The 17,828-nt window shown below is 30.7% G+C and carries 19 protein-coding genes; 18 read left to right on the top strand and 1 reads right to left on the bottom strand.

Going from position 1 to position 17,828, the window contains the following annotated elements; all coding sequences use genetic code 11:
• Positions 1-115 precede the first annotated feature (115 nt).
• The 18 genes from miaB to E0E45_RS11565 all read left to right on the top strand — a co-directional run bounded on the left by miaB (position 116) and on the right by E0E45_RS11565 (position 16,058).
• Positions 116-1,426, top strand: a complete 1,311-nt coding sequence (miaB, locus tag E0E45_RS11650) for a tRNA (N6-isopentenyl adenosine(37)-C2)-methylthiotransferase MiaB (protein WP_130891329.1) — start codon at positions 116-118, stop codon at positions 1,424-1,426.
• Positions 1,427-1,443: 17 nt separating this feature from the next.
• Positions 1,444-2,700, top strand: a complete 1,257-nt coding sequence (gene rho, locus E0E45_RS11645; RefSeq protein ID WP_130891328.1) for a transcription termination factor Rho — start codon at positions 1,444-1,446, stop codon at positions 2,698-2,700.
• Complete coding sequence (locus tag E0E45_RS11640) at positions 2,690-3,745, top strand: peptidoglycan DD-metalloendopeptidase family protein (RefSeq protein WP_130891327.1); 1,056 nt, start codon at positions 2,690-2,692, stop codon at positions 3,743-3,745. The genes rho and E0E45_RS11640 overlap by 11 nt, the downstream gene beginning before the upstream one ends.
• A gap of 54 nt (positions 3,746-3,799) precedes the next feature.
• Positions 3,800-4,870, top strand: coding sequence for a flavodoxin-dependent (E)-4-hydroxy-3-methylbut-2-enyl-diphosphate synthase (ispG, locus tag E0E45_RS11635; protein WP_147391522.1), 1,071 nt, complete (start codon positions 3,800-3,802; stop codon positions 4,868-4,870).
• Entirely contained in the window at positions 4,848-5,276 is a 429-nt protein-coding gene (locus E0E45_RS11630) for a hypothetical protein (RefSeq protein WP_130892347.1), read from the top strand. Before ispG ends, E0E45_RS11630 begins: the two co-directional genes overlap by 23 nt.
• A 66-nt stretch (positions 5,277-5,342) precedes the next feature.
• Complete coding sequence (locus tag E0E45_RS11625) at positions 5,343-5,792, top strand: RNA polymerase sigma factor (RefSeq protein ID WP_130891325.1); 450 nt, start codon at positions 5,343-5,345, stop codon at positions 5,790-5,792.
• 1 nt (position 5,793) lies between these two features.
• On the top strand, positions 5,794-6,111 hold the full coding sequence (locus E0E45_RS11620; protein ID WP_130891324.1) for a hypothetical protein: 318 nt from the start codon (positions 5,794-5,796) through the stop codon (positions 6,109-6,111).
• Between the two features lie 12 nt (positions 6,112-6,123).
• Positions 6,124-6,546 (top strand): hypothetical protein, encoded by a 423-nt coding sequence (locus tag E0E45_RS11615; RefSeq protein ID WP_130891323.1) that lies wholly within the window; start codon positions 6,124-6,126, stop codon positions 6,544-6,546.
• Positions 6,547-6,565: 19 nt separating this feature from the next.
• The gene (locus tag E0E45_RS11610) at positions 6,566-7,090 is read left to right on the top strand and encodes a toxin-antitoxin system YwqK family antitoxin (protein WP_130891322.1); all 525 of its coding nucleotides are present in this window, start codon (positions 6,566-6,568) and stop codon (positions 7,088-7,090) included.
• A 297-nt stretch (positions 7,091-7,387) separates the two neighbouring features.
• Positions 7,388-8,311, top strand: a complete 924-nt coding sequence (locus E0E45_RS11605; protein ID WP_130891321.1) for a LysR family transcriptional regulator — start codon at positions 7,388-7,390, stop codon at positions 8,309-8,311.
• Positions 8,312-8,404: 93 nt separating this feature from the next.
• Entirely contained in the window at positions 8,405-9,697 is a 1,293-nt protein-coding gene (brnQ, locus tag E0E45_RS11600; protein ID WP_172604188.1) for a branched-chain amino acid transport system II carrier protein, read from the top strand.
• 51 nt (positions 9,698-9,748) lie between these two features.
• Positions 9,749-10,960 carry a trans-sulfuration enzyme family protein gene (locus E0E45_RS11595; RefSeq protein ID WP_197730057.1) on the top strand — a complete coding sequence of 404 codons (1,212 nt, stop codon included), beginning with the start codon at positions 9,749-9,751 and terminating at the stop codon, positions 10,958-10,960.
• A gap of 170 nt (positions 10,961-11,130) precedes the next feature.
• Positions 11,131-12,207, top strand: a complete 1,077-nt coding sequence (prfA, locus tag E0E45_RS11590; protein ID WP_130891319.1) for a peptide chain release factor 1 — start codon at positions 11,131-11,133, stop codon at positions 12,205-12,207.
• Between the two features lie 2 nt (positions 12,208-12,209).
• Positions 12,210-13,328: a peptide chain release factor N(5)-glutamine methyltransferase gene (prmC, locus tag E0E45_RS11585; RefSeq protein WP_130891318.1), complete on the top strand. Its 1,119-nt coding sequence runs from the start codon at positions 12,210-12,212 to the stop codon at positions 13,326-13,328.
• Positions 13,328-14,359: a tRNA preQ1(34) S-adenosylmethionine ribosyltransferase-isomerase QueA gene (gene queA, locus E0E45_RS11580; protein ID WP_130891317.1), complete on the top strand. Its 1,032-nt coding sequence runs from the start codon at positions 13,328-13,330 to the stop codon at positions 14,357-14,359. Before prmC ends, queA begins: the two co-directional genes overlap by 1 nt.
• 12 nt (positions 14,360-14,371) lie before the next feature.
• On the top strand, positions 14,372-14,920 hold the full coding sequence (rsmD, locus tag E0E45_RS11575; RefSeq protein ID WP_130891316.1) for a 16S rRNA (guanine(966)-N(2))-methyltransferase RsmD: 549 nt from the start codon (positions 14,372-14,374) through the stop codon (positions 14,918-14,920).
• A 30-nt stretch (positions 14,921-14,950) separates the two neighbouring features.
• Positions 14,951-15,169: an exodeoxyribonuclease VII small subunit gene (xseB, locus tag E0E45_RS11570; RefSeq protein WP_005980805.1), complete on the top strand. Its 219-nt coding sequence runs from the start codon at positions 14,951-14,953 to the stop codon at positions 15,167-15,169.
• A 1-nt stretch (position 15,170) separates the two neighbouring features.
• Positions 15,171-16,058, top strand: a complete 888-nt coding sequence (locus tag E0E45_RS11565; protein WP_130891315.1) for a polyprenyl synthetase family protein — start codon at positions 15,171-15,173, stop codon at positions 16,056-16,058.
• Positions 16,059-16,290: 232 nt separating this feature from the next.
• Here the strand turns inward: E0E45_RS11565 and garD are convergent, their stop codons facing one another.
• Positions 16,291-17,808, bottom strand: coding sequence for a galactarate dehydratase (gene garD, locus E0E45_RS11560; protein WP_130891314.1), 1,518 nt, complete (start codon positions 17,806-17,808; stop codon positions 16,291-16,293).
• Positions 17,809-17,828: the final 20 nt, after the last annotated feature.

Raw genomic sequence — 17,828 nt, 5'->3', positions numbered from 1 at the left:
CTGAGTAATTATTGTAAAAAGGTGATACTTTTTTTATTTTATTATTTGTAAAACAGTAAAAAAATTGTTATAATAAAAAATAGACATAAGCAGCAATAGTTTTAGGAGGAATAGAGTGAAAAAAGCATCGATTATAACATATGGATGTCAGATGAATGTAAATGAAAGTGCTAAGATAAAGAAAATCTTTCAAAATATAGGATATGAAATAACTGAAAATATAGAGGAATCAGACGCAATTTTTCTTAACACTTGTACAGTGAGAGAAGGAGCAGCAACACAAATATATGGGAAATTAGGAGAATTAAAACATATAAAAGAGAGAAGAGGAACCATTATAGGTATTACTGGATGTTTTGCTCAGGAGCAGGGAAAGGAACTTTTGAAAAAATTCCCTCAGATAGATATAATAATGGGAAATCAAAATATAGGAAGAATACCACAGGCAATAGATGATATAGAACATAAAACAAACAAACATATTATTTATACTGATTGTGAAGATGAATTACCTCCAAGATTGGATGCTGACTTTGATTCTAGAAAAACAGCATCAATTTCAATAACTTATGGATGTAATAATTTTTGTACATATTGTATTGTACCATATGTAAGAGGAAGAGAAAGATCAGTACCTTTAGATGAGATAATACACGATGTAAAACAATATGCGGAAAAGGGATATAAAGAGATAATACTTTTAGGACAAAATGTAAATTCTTATGGAAAAGATTTTAAAAATGGAGATAACTTTGCAAAACTTTTAGAAGAAATATGTAAAGTAGAAGGAGATTTTTTGGTAAGATTTATTTCTCCACATCCAAGAGATTTTTCAGATGAAGTAATAGATGTTATAGCTAAAAATGACAAAATAGCAAAATCATTACATCTTCCATTGCAGTCAGGGTCTACAAGAATTTTAAAAATGATGAATAGAGGATATACAAAAGAACAGTATATAGCTCTTGCTGAAAAAATAAAAGAAAAAATACCAGGGGTAGCTCTTACTGCTGATATAATAGTTGGGTTTCCAGGGGAAACTGAAGAAGATTTCTTAGATACTTTAGATGTAGTAAAAAGAATACAATTTGAAAATTCATTTATGTTTATGTACTCAATAAGACAGGGAACAAAAGCAGCAGATATGGATGAACAGATAGATTCAGAAGTTAAAAAGGAAAGACTTCAAAGATTGATAGAGGTTCAAAACAGCTGTTCATTAGCCGAAAGTGAAACTTATAGAGGGAAAATAGTAAGAATATTAGTAGAGGGAGAAAGCAGAAAGAATAAAGATGTTCTTACTGGAAGAACTTCAACTAATAAGATAGTTTTATTCAAAGGAGATAAAACTTTAGAAGGAACTTTTGTAAATGTAAAAATAAATGATTGTAAAACATGGACTTTATACGGTGATATTGTAGACTAAAATTAACTGAGGTGAATATGGATAAGTTGGATAGATTTCTTTTAAAAGAACTTCAAGAAATAGCAAAGCAATTGGGGATAGAATATAAAAATGGAATAAAAAAATCTGAATTGAAAGAATTGATAGAAAAAGATATCGAAGAAAAAGAAGGCTTAGATATTGCTTGGGGAAGCTTGGAAGTACTACCTGATGGTTATGGTTTTTTAAGAAACACCAGTGTGGAAAAAGATGTCTATGTATCAGCCTCACAAGTAAGAAGGTTTAAGCTAAGAACAGAAGATATTGTAGTTGGAGAAGTAAGAGAACCTTCTGGAGATGAAAAAAATTATGCTCTTAGAAGAGTTTTGTTAGTAAATAGTGGAACACTGGAAGCTGCTGAATCGAGAGTGCCTTTTGAAGATTTAATTCCAGCTTATCCAACTGAGAGATTTATTCTGGAGACTGACAGAAAAAATGTTTCAGGAAGGATAATAGACCTTGTTGCACCAATAGGAAAAGGGCAGAGAGCATTAATAATAGCTCCTCCAAAAGCTGGGAAAACTATGCTTATAAGCAGTATAGCAAACTCAATGATAGAGCAGAATAAAGAAGCAGAAGTGTGGATACTTCTGATAGATGAAAGACCAGAAGAAGTTACAGATATAAAAGAATCAGTAATCGGAGCACAGGTATTTGCTTCGACATTTGATGAAGACCCAAGAAATCACATAAAAGTCACAGAGATGATACTGGAGAGAGCTAAAAGAAAAGTAGAAAATGGAGAAAATATAGTTATACTTATGGACTCTCTAACAAGGCTTGCAAGAGCATACAATATAGTTGTTCCTTCAAGTGGAAAATTAATATCAGGTGGAATAGATCCAACAGCCTTATATTATCCTAAGAATTTCTTTGGAACTGCCAGAAATATAAGAGGAGGAGGAAGTCTTACTATTATAGCGACAGTTCTTGTAGATACAGGAAGTAAAATGGATGATATCATATATGAAGAGTTTAAATCAACGGGAAACTGTGATATACATTTAGATAGAAATCTAGCTGAATTAAGAATATTTCCAGCTATAGATATTCAGCGTTCAGGAACTAGAAAAGAGGAACTTCTCATACCAAAGAATGAATTAGAAAGCATTTGGAGTATAAGAAGATATTTGGCACAGTATGATAGGGCCACAGCTTCGAGAAAACTTATAGACACCATACTCAATACAGAAAGCAATAAAAAGCTTTTGGAATTCTATGAAAAAGGGGAGAAGAGGACTAAAAATGAAATCTAAAATAAAAGTTTTTATAATATTAGCAGTTGTTTTTTATTTTGGAATAGAGTTTGCCAATCCTTTTAAAGAGGAAGTGGTGGATCTAAAAAAGTTTACAGACTACTATGAAGCTACTGAAGAGCAGAATGGTGGAGTTACCTTGCTTAAAGATAGCTTTTATACATTTGAAAAAGAGTATAATTTTGCTAATGAATATAAGGCAATAGGATTTGATAAAAAAGATAAAGAATCTATTGAAAAAGATAATGAAAGAATTAGAGAAACTGCTATTGAACAAGTTATTGCACCTGAAAAAAAATTACCTGTAAAAAGTGAATATATAGTTAAACAGGGAGATACAATTTCTGAAATAGCAGAAGCAAATGGAATGACTATGACTATGCTTCTTGCTAATAATCCAAATGTATCTGTAAAGAATCTAAAGATAGGACAAAAACTAACTATAGTTTCTGAAAATGGAATATTTTATAAAGTTCAAAAGGGAGATTCATTATCTAAAATAGCATCAAAGTTTAAAATGAAACTTGATGATATAACTGCTTATAATGAAATAGATGCAAAAAACCTTAAGATAGGACAGGATATTTTCTTGAAAAATCCTGATATAAGAGTTCTTGCAGGTTCAGGAAAAAGTGGTGGAGTAAGAGTGGCCAGTGCAGGATTTAGATTCCCTGTTGAATATAAGGGAGTAAATAGTCCATATGGAAGCAGATTTCATCCAGTTTTAAAAAGATATATATTCCATGCAGGAGTAGACTTAAAAGCAAGATATGTACCTTTACGTGCAGCTCAAACTGGAAAAGTAAGTTATGCTGGATATATGAATGGATATGGAAAAATAATAATATTGAAACATTCTAATGGCTATGAAACTAGATATGCTCATTTAGATAAAATTGGTGTAAAAGTTGGGCAGAATGTTAATAAAGGTGAATTAATAGGGAAAACAGGAATGTCTGGAAGAGTGACAGGACCTCACCTTCATTTTGAAGTTAGAAAAAATGGAAAAACAGAGAACCCTATGAGTTACTTAACAAGAAAATAAAAATAAGAAAAGTCCTGTTTTTTAACAGGACTTCTTTGTTTAGGAGATGGAATAATGAAAAAGACAAGAGCAGTAAAAGTTGGAAATATAATAATAGGTGGAAACAATAATATTGTTATCCAGTCTATGACAAACACTATGACAAGTGATGTAGAGGCTACAGTAGCCCAAATAAAAAGACTGGAAGAAGCAGGATGTCAGCTTGTAAGAATGACTATAAATAATATGGAAGCAGCAGAAGCTATAAAAAAAATACGGAAAAAAGTAACAATTCCATTGGCAGCAGATATACATTTTGATTATAAGCTTGCTTTAGCAGCTATGGAAAATGGAATAGATAAACTTAGAATAAATCCTGGAAACATTGGTGCTGATGAAAATGTAACAAAAGTAGTACAAATGGCAAAAGAAAAAAATATACCAATAAGAATAGGGGTAAATTCAGGTTCATTAGAAAAAGAAATATTAAAGAAATATGGGAGCCCAACTGCTGATGCTATGGTAGAAAGTGCAATGTACCATATTGGTTTATTGGAAAAAAATGATTTTCATGATATAATTGTGTCTCTAAAGTCAAGTAATGTAAAAATGATGGTAGAGGCATATAGAAAAATAAGTGAAAAAGTGAATTATCCACTTCATTTAGGAGTAACAGAAGCAGGAACAGCATTTCAAGGAACAGTAAAATCAGCCATTGGGATAGGATCACTTTTAGTAGATGGAATTGGAAATACAATCAGAGTATCTTTGACAGAGGATCCAGTAGAAGAGATAAAAGTAGCAAAAGAAATTCTGAAAGTATTGGGATTGATAGAAGCAGGAGTGGAAATTGTTTCTTGTCCTACTTGTGGAAGAACTGAAATAGATTTGATAGATCTTGCCAAAAAAGTAGAAAAGGAATTTGAAAAAGAAAACCGTAAAATAAAGATAGCTGTTATGGGATGTGTAGTAAACGGACCCGGAGAAGCTAGAGAAGCTGATTATGGTGTAGCTGGAGGAAAAGGAGAAGGTGTACTTTTCAAAAAAGGGCAGATTGTAAAAAAAGTAAAAGAGTCTGAAATATTGATAGAATTAAAAAAATTAATAATGGAGGATGAAGAAAATGAAGGTAAGATATCTAATTAGCCTATTAATCATACTGATAACAGGATGTACATCAATAAAGAGCAGTCATGAAATATCTCTTGATAAAATAGAAGGAAGAAAAATTCTTATTGTAAATTATGATAGAAGCGAAATACAAAGTGTAGAAATACAAAGAATTTTCTTAGATTCAGGAGTACCTTATTATGTAGAGCCAGGAGAATATAGGCTTACATATATTGAAACTCCAATGGTAAGAGGGATTATGGATTTTTCTTTCAGAAGAGGAAAAGGGGATCGTGACAGTGAAGGCGGAAGAAGTCATTTAGAAAGAAATATGGCTATGACTAAGATAATAAATGTCCAAGATGATACAGTAGTGGATTTAACAGGGAATAAATTTGAGATTAGTGTAGGCGGAAGAGTAAATAGCAAAAAATCTTTTTAAAACTAAACTTTTTTCCAACTTATATCGTCTAATAAAATATAACAGTTTGTGAGGGATAAAAATATAATGGACTTTGATGAGATTTTTGAACAGTATTTTGATAGGATATATTACAAAATATTAGGTGTGGTAAAGAATCCTGAAGATGCCGAGGATATATCTCAGGAGGTCTTTATAAGTGTTTATAAGAATCTAAAGAAATTTAGAGCTGACAGCAATATTTATACATGGATATATAAAATAGCTATCAACAAAATATATGATTTTTTCAGAAAGAGGAAAGTAGAGCTTGATATAAATGAAGAGATACTTGCCCTTGAATGTAATTCTGATATAGACACACCTCTGATATTAGAGGAACGGCTAAAAGAACTTTCTCTTCAAGAACGAGAGATTGTAGTTTTAAAAGATATATATGGTTATAAGCTTAAGGAAATAGCTGATATGAAAAATATGAATATATCTACAGTAAAATCAGTATATTATAAGGCTATTAAAGATATGGGAGGAAATTAGTATGACGCCTAAAGAAAGAGTAAGAGCTAATATATATAAAACTCTTTTAGAAGAGGAAAAAAGGAAAAATAAAAGAAGGGGAGTATTTTCGCTGTCTTTATTTGTATTAGGAATTTTTACAAGTTCTACTTATCAAATGCTTTTCAAGGAAGTTCCTATGACTGGTGTAGATAAGTATGTAATTAACAGAAGTTTCAACGATAATAAAGCTATAAAAGAAGATATTACATTAGATCATATTTTTAATAATTCAATTTTTGATGATAAGAAAATAGATTTAAATACAGATGATTTATTTGGATTAGAAGTACAAATTTAGTGGAGGACAGGAATGAGAAAATTTTTAAGCAGCGTATTTGTAGTTATCTTTTCTTCCTTAGTATTTGCAAATAATGATGGATTAGGGATAGTTTCTGATGAAGATTTTAAGAAAGTAGGAGTTTCTCAGGAAAATATAGAAAAAGCAAAAGGAATGGTAGGAAAAGTAAGTACAAATTACAAAATGTTACTATTAGAAAAGAAACAACTTGAATTAGAAGTAAATAAATTTGTATTAGAAGGACCAGAAAGTAATCTCGAACAAATAGATAAGCTTTTTGATAGAATGGGTCAAATAGAAGCTTCTATATTGAAAGATAGAATAAGAAGTCAGATAGAAATGCAGAAATATATAACTCAGGAGCAATATATGAGAGCTAGAGATATAGCTATCAAAAGAATAAATGATGAACAGAGGTTGATAAATAACAAATAAGGCAAAATGAGGTGTATTAGTGAAAAAGATTATGTGTGCGATACTCATTGCAGCTACATTCGTTATGAGCAGCGTTGCTTTTGGAAAGGAAACCTATAAAATCTCGTGGGATAAAACTACAGGAGAATATTTTTCATATTATTTAGATGGAAAAATACATGAAAAAGGAGTTTATAAGAATAATAAAAAATTAGGGGACTGGTTTATATTTTATAAGAATGGAAATATGAAAGAAAAAATTTCATATAAAGAAGATAAGAAAGATGGAGAATATTTCTATTTTTATGAAAATGGTCAGTTGAAATATAGAGTGACATATAAAGATGATAAAGAAGATGGTAACTATATAATTTTTGATAAAAATTCAAAATTACAGGAATTAGGACATTTTACTGAAGGTAAAAAAACTGGAGTTGCTTTTAAATTCTATGAAAATGGAAGAATAAAGGAAAGAATATTTTATAAAAACAATGGAGATATAGTGAGATTCCAGTATGATGATGATGAAGAAACAACAAAGGATATATTCCCTAATAACAATTAAGTAGGAATTAATGGACTGAGAAGAAAAATCAGTCCTTTTTTATATATTAAGAAATTTAAAAATAATAAAAAAGATAAAATCCAGCTCTGTTACCAATGGAGCTTTTTATAATATTTATATTATTTTAAAAGAATGATTAATAAAATTATTAAATGAAAATTTTTGTACTAAAAGTTATCAAAAGTGATAAAAATAAATCGTTTTACATTGTTATAGGGATTTGTTATGATATTATCATATAATAATATTATTATGCATAAAAAAGTAAAAACTATATTTAAATAAAGGAGGCGATAAATGACTTTGTCACAAATGCGTTATGTATTAACAGTTGCTAAAACTGGATCATTTAGAAGTGCTGCCAGTTTACTTTTTGTAACTGAAGCTAACATCAGCAAACAAATAAGAGCACTGGAAAATGAGCTTGGTATTTGTATTTTTGAAAGATTAAGTAATCGTTCCATACTTACAGGAGATGGGCAGAAAATTATTCCTTACTTCAATGAATTACTCGAAAATGCAGCATTTATAGAAGAAAATTTTTCTTCTAAATATAAAGTCGATTTAAAATTTTCGATAAGTTCTCAACATTATACATTTGTGGCAATAGCATTTAGCAAATTAGTAAATAAATTTACCAAAGATAAATATCATTTTAGCCTTTATTATGAACAAACAATAGATATTTTGAGATCAGTACAAAGCAATAGAAGTGAGTTAGGTGTAATTATAGTAAATTGTGAAAAAATACATAATTTTGAACGACTTTTTAAAAGTTATGGATTAAAATTTTATTCATTATTTCAAAAAAAGGTACATGTTTTTTTATCAGAAAAACATCCTTTAGCCAAGAAAAAAACATTAATGATTAAAGATTTAGAACCATATCCTTGTATTGTTTATGCCCAAGATGAAGAAACTCCAAATTCTATGATGGAAGAAATCATGTATTTTAAAAAACTTCCTTCTAAAGTTTTGTTTATTAATGATCTTAATATTAGCTTTGAATTAATTTCAAATTCTCTAGCCTATGATATAGGGACGGGGTTATTAACAGATAATATGTTAGGTGTTGTTAATAGTGTTGTACTAGAAGATGGTCCAGATATTCAAATTGGATATTTGATAAAAGAAGGAAAAGAACTTAGCCCCCTTGGAAAAGAATATATAGAACTTTTAGAAATAACTATTGAACAAATGAGAAAAAATAGTGAATTATAGAAAAAAAGTATGTTTAAATCATAATGTTTGAATATAGTAAAAGCTTTAAATAAAACTATTTATTTCCAAAATAAAATGGAGGGGAACAATATTATGGAAAATAAAAAAATTAATAAAATTAATAAAATAGAAGTTCTTATTATTGGGCTTGCACTTTTTGCTACATATTTTGGAGCAGGAAATTTAATATTTCCATCAATGCTTGGATTAGAAAGCGGAAATCGGTGGAGCACAGGTGTCATTGCAATGATTTTATCTGGGGTGGTTTTACCTGTTCTGACAATTGTTATTATAGGTATTAAAGGTTCTGTGCAGAGAATTACTGATCATGTTAATAAAAAATTTTATACCATATATGTAGGTATAATAATGCTGTTCTGCTGTTGTGTTTCAATACCTAGAACAGCAGCAGTTGGTATTGAAATGGGTCTTCAAGGAATATGGGGTAAAGCACCATATATTTTGATGGTAATTACTTATTTTGCAATTGCTTACTTTTTTTCTAAAGATGAAGGTTCTGTAATTGATAAAATAGGAAAAATTTTAACTCCTGTAATGACTATTATTTTGATTATTCTTACTATTAAAGGATTGATTGCACCTTTGGGAATTCCTACTGAACAATCTATCAGTAATCCTTTTTTACATAGTTTTATTGGCGCATATGGTACAGGAGATGTACTTGTTTCATTTCTTATGGCAAATACATTTTTAAGTACAATTATTAATAAAGGGTATGTAGGAAGTCAAGTGAAAAAAATAACTTTATCAGCAGGTATTATTGCAGCAATTCTTCTTGGAATTGTTTATGGTGGACTTTTTTATATGGGTTCTTGTGTAAGTAGTAAGTATCTTCCAAGTGAAATAAGCAATGCAGACCTTCTTTTAACTATTATTAGATCTAGTGGAGGACAAATAGCAATTTATGGTTTGTGTATTTCTGTTATTCTTGCTTGTCTTACTACAGCGATTGGGCAGATTACTGCTGTTGCTAATTTTTTTGAAACAGAAACTCATGGAAAAGTTTCATATAAAATACTTGTTCCTATAGTTTGTATTTTTGTAGCTTTTGTAGCAAGCTTTGGACTTGATACTATTGTATTACTTACAACACCTTTATTTTCATTAATATATCCAATAGCTCTTGTATTAATGTTGTTAGGTATTTTTTCTAAATTTATTCCAAATGATGGTGGGTATAAAGGGGGAATATATTTTACAATTATTTATGTATTTTTAAATTTTCCATCACAGTATGGTATACATATTAATTTAATTGAAAGTATAATCAAAAATATTCCACTTCATAATATTGGTTTTGGTTGGTTAGTACCTGCTTTAGTTGGAGCAATAATTGGTATTATTGTTTATAATAAGAAACAGTAATCTTAAAATATAAATTTACTTTATGTTATTCTTATATAAGGAGGATTTAACATGTCTATTCAAAAAAGTGATGCAACAAAATATATTCATACTGGTAATGGTGAATTTTGTTATAAAATGAATAAGAGTCTTACAGTTCCTGAAACATTTCCTATTTATTTGTCATCTGCTTATATTTTTAATGCTATTGAGCCAATAGATAAAATTTGTGAAGATGTTTCCGAAGATGGTATCCCTACTTATGGATATTTCAGGTTAGGAAATCCAAATGCTGATGCAGTTTCAGAAATTTTAGCAGCTGGAGATGGAGCAGAAAAAGGGCTTGTGTTTGCGTCTGGAATGGCTGCAATTACTACTTCTATTTTGGCTGTAGTAAAACCTGGAGATCATATTATAGCTTCTCCTATAATATATGGAGAAACATATGCTTTTTTTAAGCATGAATTAAGACGTTGGGGAGTTGAAACAACATTTGTGGATTTTAGCACTCAAGATGTTGCAGACTATATTCGCCCAAATACAACATTGATTTATGGAGAAACAATAGCTAATCCAATGATGTCTGTACCAAATATGGAGTACCTTACAAATATTGCTCATGCTAATAATGCTCTGCTTTTTATTGATAATACTTTTGCTACATCAATTATTGCAAAACCTATAAAATATGGAGTTGACTTAGTTCTCTATAGTGCAACAAAATATCTTGGAGGACATGACGATCTTGTTGGTGGAGCAGTTGTTGGTTCAAAAGAACTTATAAAAAAAATTAGTTATTATCTTGGTCTTTACGGATCAAATTTGGGAGCCACAGAGTCATGGCTTTTAGCACGTAGTCTTCGTACTCTTCCTTTAAGAGTTAAAAAAATGTCTGATAATGCTCTTATACTTGCTAAATTTTTTGAAACTCATCCAAAAGTTGAAAAAGTATATTATCCTGGTCTTGAGTCATCTCTAAATAAGGCAGCTGCAGATAACCAATTTGAAGGAAATGGTTATGGTGGAATGCTTAGTGTAAATTTTAATGGAGGAATGGCTGAAATAAATAAATTAATTAAAAATTTAAAAATTGTTCGTTTTGTTCCTACACTAGCTGGAGTTGGAACAACATTGACATATCCACCTAGAGCTTCACATCGTGATCTTAATAAAGAAGAGCTTACTGCTATTGGAATAACAATGGGACAAATAAGAATTTCAGTTGGTTTGGAAGAAATAGAAGATATTTTAAAAGATTTTGAACAAGCTTTAGCTAAATTTTAATTATAAATTTTTTTATTTGACTATATTATTGTAAAAAATTTTTAATAACCTTGATATTCATTTTTGAATATTGAGGTTATTTTTTATGTTATAAGCTAAGGAAAATTGATTTTTTTATATGTTTATGATATAATTATAAAGTTATAGTGTGAAAAAGGAGATGAGAAATAGTGTTCGGAAAATTAGAAGAAGTAGTAAAGAGATTCGATGAATTGAATGAATTGCTTGGTTCCCCAGAGGTATTAGCAGACCCTAAAAAAATGATGGAATGTAACAAATCATTGAGTGAGATAACTCCAATAGTTGAAAAATATAAAGAGTATAAAAGGGTTGCAGAAGATTTTGATTTTATCAAAGAAAATCTTAAAACTGAAAAAGATCAAGATATGAGAGAAATGATGCATGAAGAGTTAAAAGAACTTGAAGAATCTATACCAGAACTTGAAAAAGAATTAAAAGTACTTTTACTTCCAAAAGATGAAAATGATGATAAAAACGTTATCATAGAAATAAGAGGTGGAGCTGGAGGAGATGAAGCAGCTCTTTTTGCTGGAAACTTATTTAGAATGTACTCAAGATATGCTGAAAGAAAAAAATGGAAAATGGAAATAATTGAAAAGCAGGAAATGGGTATTGGTGGAATAAAAGAAGCAGTCTTTAGCATAAGTGGATTTGGAGCTTATTCTAGATTAAAATTTGAATCAGGAGTACATAGAGTGCAAAGAGTTCCTGAAACTGAATCAGCAGGTAGAGTACATACTTCTACTGCTACAGTAGCAGTACTTCCAGAAGTAGAAGATGTAAAAGAAGTAAAAATTGATCCAAGAGATCTTAAGATAGATACATATAGATCAGGAGGAGCTGGTGGACAGCATGTAAATATGACTGACTCAGCAGTTAGAATTACTCACCTTCCTACTGGAATTATAGTTCAATGTCAAGATGAAAGATCACAGCTTAAAAACAGAGAAAAAGCAATGAAACATTTGGCTTCAAAGCTTTTTGAAATGGAATGTGAAAAACAAAGAAGTGAAGTAGAAAGTGAAAGAAGACTTCAAGTAGGAACTGGAGACAGATCTGAAAAAATCAGAACATATAACTATCCACAAGGAAGAATCACAGACCACAGAATAAAATTTACAGTATATCAGCTTGAAGCATACTTAGATGGAGACCTTGATGAAATGATTGATGCATTAATCACATTCAGCCAAGCAGAAATGCTTTCAAGTGTTTCAGAAGAGTAATTATGAATTTACTTGAGATATTGAATTTTTCAAAAGAGTATTTGCAAAAATACTCTTTTTCAAAACCGCGTCTGGAAAGTGAAAAGGTTATATCTAATGTTTTAAAGCTGGATAGGATAACACTGTATGCTTATTTTGATATGGAGCTTTCTTCTGAGCAGAAAGAAAAAGTAAAAACATATCTTAAAGAAATGGCTAGAAAAAGAATAGGATTTGATGAACTTTTAAAAAGTAAAGATATCAAAGTTGAAACTGTAAGTTACAGAGATGAAAATTTAGAGCTTCTTAATAAATCAGCAGAATATCTAAAAAAATATGGGGTAGCTAGCCCAAAGCTGGATGCAGAATATATATTTGCTCATATATTAGGGGTAAACAGGCTGACATTAACTTTAAATTTTAACAAAAAAATAGAAGAAGAAAACAAAGAGAAAATAAGAGAGTATTTAAAACTTAGAGGTAAAAACAGAAAACCTCTTCAATATCTTTTGGGAGAATGGGAGTTTTATGGATATCCATTTAAAGTAGATGAAAGAGTTTTGATACCTAGAAGTGATACAGAAATATTAGTGGAACAATGTAAGTTTATTTTAAATGAGCTAGAAGCCCCTAAGGTTCTTGACATAGGTACTGGAAGTGGAGCAATAGCAATATCCCTTGGAAAAGAATGTGTCCATAGTGATATAACTGGAGCTGATATAAGTGAGGGGGCTTTAGAAGTAGCTAAAGCAAATGGAGAATTGAATAAAGCTGAGAATGTGAAATTTGTAAAATCAGATGTATTTTCATCTTTTAAAGATATGAAATTTGATCTTATAGTTTCAAATCCTCCTTATATACCTTTGGAAGAATATAATGAATTAATGCCAGAAGTGCTGAATTATGAACCTTCATCAGCTCTCACAGATAATGGAAATGGATATTATTTTTATTCTAAAATCTCAAAAGAGGCTTCTGACTATTTGAATAAGGGTGGATTTTTAGCTTTTGAAGTTGGATACAATCAAGCTGAAGTTGTTAAGGAATTAATGGAAGAAAATGGATTTGATATTCTTTCTATAGTGAAAGACTATGGAGGAATAGATAGAGTAGTGATTGGAAAGAAGAGTGGTGACAAATAGTGTCTACATTATTAAGTGATTATGATTATCATCTGCCAGAGAAATTGATTGGTCAGCAGCCTAGAGAACCTAGAGATCATGCAAGACTTATGCTGGTAAATAGAAAAAATGAGAGTATAGAACATAAAAGATTTTATGATATAATAGATTATCTGAATGAAGGGGATATATTAGTAAGAAATTCTACAAAAGTTATCCCAGCAAGACTTTTTGGAAATAAAGAAACAGGAGGGGTATTGGAGATACTTCTTATTAAAAGAATAGATCTTGATACTTGGGAATGTCTTTTAAAGCCAGCTAAAAAGTTAAAAGTAGGACAGAAGCTTTTTATTGGTCATGGAAATGAGCTGATAGGAGAGCTTTTAGAAATAAAAGATGATGGAAACAGAATTATAAAATTTACATATGAGGGAGCTTTTGAAGAAGTTTTGGATAGATTGGGAAAAATGCCTCTTCCTCCATATATTGTGGAAGCTTTGAAAGAGAAAGACAGATATCAGACTGTTTATGCTATCAAAGGAGAATCTGTTGCAGCACCTACTGCTGGACTTCATTTTACAAAAGAGCTTTTAGAAAAAATAGAAAAAAAAGGGATAAAGATAGTAGATATATTTTTAGAGGTAGGGTTAGGAACATTCAGACCTGTACAAACTGAAAATGTATTGGAACATAAGATGCATGAAGAAGTATATGAAATACCTCAGGAAGCAGCTGACATAATCAATGAAGGAAAGAAAAATGGGAAAAGAATAATCTCAGTAGGAACTACCAGTACAAGAGCTTTGGAATCTGCTGTAGATGAAAATGGATTAGTAAAGGCACTGAAAGGAAGTACAGAAATATTCATTTATCCTGGTTTTGAATTTAAAGTGATAGATGCACTTATTACTAATTTCCATCTTCCTAAGTCGACGCTTCTTATGCTTGTTTCAGCACTTTCATCAAGAGAATTTATGCTGAAAGTATATGATATAGCTGTAAAAGAGGAATATCATTTCTTTAGTTTTGGAGATGCTATGTTTATCTATTAGGAGTTGATATAGATGAAAATAATTGCAGGAGATGCAAAAAACAAGAGAATAAAGAGCAGGAAAGGAACAGATACAAGACCTACTTTAGGAAGCATGAAAGAATCTCTTTTTTCTATCATAGCGCCATATGTACCTGACAGTGTATTTTTAGATCTTTTCAGTGGAAGTGGGAGCATATCTCTTGAGGCTTTGAGCAGAGGGGCAAAAAGAGCAGTAATGATAGAGAAGGACACCGAAGCTTTAAAATATATAATAGAAAATGTTAATACTTTGGGATATGAAGATAGATGCAGAGCATATAAAAATGATGCTTTGAGAGCTATTGAAATCTTAGGGAGAAAAGGGGAAAAATTTGATATAATATTCATGGATCCTCCTTACAAAGAAGAAATATGTACTAGAGTAATAAAAGCAATAGAAAAAAATAGGATACTTGCAGATGGTGGACTTATTATCAGTGAACATCATGTTTTTGAAGAACTGGAAGATGAAATTGGAGAGTTCAAAAAAGCAGATGAAAGAAAATATGGTAAAAAATGTATAACTTTTTATACAAGATAGTTTTAATTATAAAATTTCTGGGGTGATAAGATGGTAAAGAGAAGTGGAAGTTTTGAAGATAATCTTTTGGAAGTAGATGAAATAATAGAAAAGCTGGAAAATGGAGAACTTACACTGACTGAGTCTATAAAAGAATATGAAAATGCTATGAAGCTTTTAAAAAAATCCTCAGATTTATTAAATAAAGCAGAAGGAAAGATTTTAAAAGTAACAGAAGATAGTGGTAATATTCTAACTGAGGAGGTCTAAGATGTTTTTTAAGAATTATTTAGACAGTAATAAAAAATTAATAGAATCAAGTATGGACACATATCTAGGAGAGCTTAACTATCCAGAAGTTATAGCTGAAGGAATGAAATATGCAGTTTTAAATGGTGGAAAAAGATTAAGACCTATCTTACTTTTTATGATACTGGATATACTTGAATGTGAAAAAGGAATGGGAACAGCTTCAGCTGCTGCTATTGAAATGATACATTCATATTCATTGGTACATGATGACCTTCCAGCTCTTGATAATGATGACTACAGAAGAGGAAAACTTACTACTCATAAGAAATTTGGAGAGGCAGAGGGAATATTAATAGGAGATGCTCTTTTAACACATGCCTTTTATATACTTACAGAAAAAAATAAACATCTTCCAGCTGAAAAAATAGTTGAAATAGTTAGATTGACATCAAGCTATGCAGGTATAAATGGTATGATTGGTGGACAGATAGTAGATATAGCAAGTGAAGGTAAAAAAATAGATTTAGAGACTCTTAAGTATATGCACTCTAATAAAACAGGGAAATTAATTAAACTTCCTGTAGAATTAGCTTGCATAATAGGAGATGCAGATGAGGAAGAAAGAGAAGTTCTTATAAAATTTGCTGATCTTATAGGGCTTGCATTTCAAATAAAAGATGATATTCTTGATATTGAAGGAGATTTCTCTACTCTTGGAAAGCCAGTAGGCAGCGATATTGAGCTTGGAAAATCAACATATCCTGCATTGATAGGAATGGCAGAAAGCAAAGCTCTTTTAAAAGAAACAATAGCTGAGGCTAAGATAATTGTTGCAGAAAAGTTTGGTGTAGAAAAAAGCAATATTCTTTTAGAGTTAGCTGATTATATTGGAAATAGAAATAAATAATTAAAATAAAAAGAAGTTGATTAAAAGTAAATAAGTTTTTGAAATTTGGAAATTAGAAGAATTTATGTAATTGATGAAGCAAGTAAAACTTAAAAAATGGTGCTGTCTGAGTGAAACGAGTTCACCATTTTTAGTTTTATGAGCAAAATTAATAATAAATATTTCTACTGGAAAATTTCAAAGACTGTATTTCAATTTAATAAATCAACTTCTTTTTTGTTATCATATAAAATTATGTGATTGGTGCTGGATTGAAAATACAGAAGTCATTATGAAGTTTGTATTTCTCAGCCCAAGGTTGTTTTCTACCACTTGCAACATCAATTATCATATTAAAAATATCTGTACCTATATCTTTAATAGTGACATCTCCAGCAGCAATAGGTCCTGCACTTACATCTATCAGATCACTCCACATATCTTTCATATCATTTCTTGAACACACTTTGATAACAGGTGCAAGAGCCAGTCCATATGGAGTACCTCTTCCTGTCATAAATACCTGAAGTCCAATTCCAGAAGCCAGCTGACAAGGTCCGCATACAATATCACTTGCAGGAGTGGCAGCATATATCAATCCTTTTTTAGTAGGAGTTTCAGCAGGAGATAATACTTCAACTATTGGAGAGCTACCAGACTTTGCAATAGAACCCATAGCTTTTTCAACTATATTTGAAAGCCCTCCCTTCTTATTTCCAGGAGTAGGGTTGGCACTTCTGTCCACTTGTCCATTTTCAAGATAACTATCATACCATTTCATTTCAGAAGCTAATTTTTTCATTACATCTTCATTGATACAACGTTCTGCAATCATATGTACTCCATCACGGACTTCTGTTACCTCTGAAAACATAACAGTAGCTCCACCTTCAACTAACATGTCGGCAGCATATCCAGCACTTGGGTTAGCAGTTACTCCAGAAAAGGCGTCACTTCCACCACACTGCATTCCAACAAGGAGCTCAGACAAAGGAAGAGTTTCTCTTTTTCTTGCATTTAAATGAGCCAACTTTTTATCTGCCATATTCATAATAGCATCTATCATTGCATTAAAACCTTTAATTTCTTGAAGTGTGATTACATTTTCAGGAGAAATATCAGCTTCATCAATCAGCATTTCAACTGTTAATTTTTCACATCCTAGAGCTATAACCATAAGTTCACCACCAAAGTTTGGATGTTTAGCAAGGTTACGCAGTGCACGGATAGGGATAACAGCCTCAGGAGCATTAATAGCAACTCCACAGCCATAAGCATGGTTGATAGGGATTACATCATCTACATTAGGATATTTTGGTAAAAGTTCATCTTTAATTTTTTTTACAGCAACATTTAATACTCCAGTGACACATTGAACAGTTGTACTTATTCCTAAAATATTTCTAGTACCAGCATATCCTCCATTAGGATTACGATATCCTTCAAAAGTTCTTATAGGAGCTTTAGGAAGAGAAGTTACAATATTTGTTCCAAACTTCATTTCATTTAAAGCTGGAGGGATAGGAAGTTTCAGCATATGTTCATTAATCCAAGCTCCTTTTTTTATATTGATGATGGCATATCCCAATTCTACACCATAACGGATAACAGGAGAATCTTTTGGAATATCACATAGGGCTATTTTATGTCCTTGTGGAATTTCTTCTGCTGTAAATATTCCATTCATGATTTCCGTACCAGCTGATATTTTATCAACTGCAATTGCTACATTATCTTTTTCATTGACTTTAATGTATAAATTTTTACCCATGAAAACAACTCCTTTTTTAA

Source organism: Fusobacterium ulcerans ATCC 49185 (assembly GCF_900683735.1).
Lineage (GTDB): Bacteria > Fusobacteriota > Fusobacteriia > Fusobacteriales > Fusobacteriaceae > Fusobacterium_A > Fusobacterium_A ulcerans_A.
Note: the sequence above shows the minus strand (reverse complement) of the source record. Positions and strands in the feature narration are given on the sequence as shown.

Coding starts and splice junctions, on each gene's coding strand:
- rho (WP_130891328.1), top strand. CDS start 1,444: ATGGATAAGTTGGATAGATTTCTTTTAAAAGAACTTCAAGAAATAGCA.
- E0E45_RS11640 (WP_130891327.1), top strand. CDS start 2,690: ATGAAATCTAAAATAAAAGTTTTTATAATATTAGCAGTTGTTTTTTAT.
- ispG (WP_147391522.1), top strand. CDS start 3,800: ATGAAAAAGACAAGAGCAGTAAAAGTTGGAAATATAATAATAGGTGGA.
- E0E45_RS11630 (WP_130892347.1), top strand. CDS start 4,848: ATGAAGGTAAGATATCTAATTAGCCTATTAATCATACTGATAACAGGA.
- E0E45_RS11625 (WP_130891325.1), top strand. CDS start 5,343: ATGGACTTTGATGAGATTTTTGAACAGTATTTTGATAGGATATATTAC.
- E0E45_RS11620 (WP_130891324.1), top strand. CDS start 5,794: ATGACGCCTAAAGAAAGAGTAAGAGCTAATATATATAAAACTCTTTTA.
- E0E45_RS11615 (WP_130891323.1), top strand. CDS start 6,124: ATGAGAAAATTTTTAAGCAGCGTATTTGTAGTTATCTTTTCTTCCTTA.
- E0E45_RS11605 (WP_130891321.1), top strand. CDS start 7,388: ATGACTTTGTCACAAATGCGTTATGTATTAACAGTTGCTAAAACTGGA.
- brnQ (WP_172604188.1), top strand. CDS start 8,405: ATGGAAAATAAAAAAATTAATAAAATTAATAAAATAGAAGTTCTTATT.
- E0E45_RS11595 (WP_197730057.1), top strand. CDS start 9,749: ATGTCTATTCAAAAAAGTGATGCAACAAAATATATTCATACTGGTAAT.
- prmC (WP_130891318.1), top strand. CDS start 12,210: ATGAATTTACTTGAGATATTGAATTTTTCAAAAGAGTATTTGCAAAAA.
- rsmD (WP_130891316.1), top strand. CDS start 14,372: ATGAAAATAATTGCAGGAGATGCAAAAAACAAGAGAATAAAGAGCAGG.
- xseB (WP_005980805.1), top strand. CDS start 14,951: ATGGTAAAGAGAAGTGGAAGTTTTGAAGATAATCTTTTGGAAGTAGAT.
- E0E45_RS11565 (WP_130891315.1), top strand. CDS start 15,171: ATGTTTTTTAAGAATTATTTAGACAGTAATAAAAAATTAATAGAATCA.
- garD (WP_130891314.1), bottom strand. CDS start 17,808: ATGGGTAAAAATTTATACATTAAAGTCAATGAAAAAGATAATGTAGCA.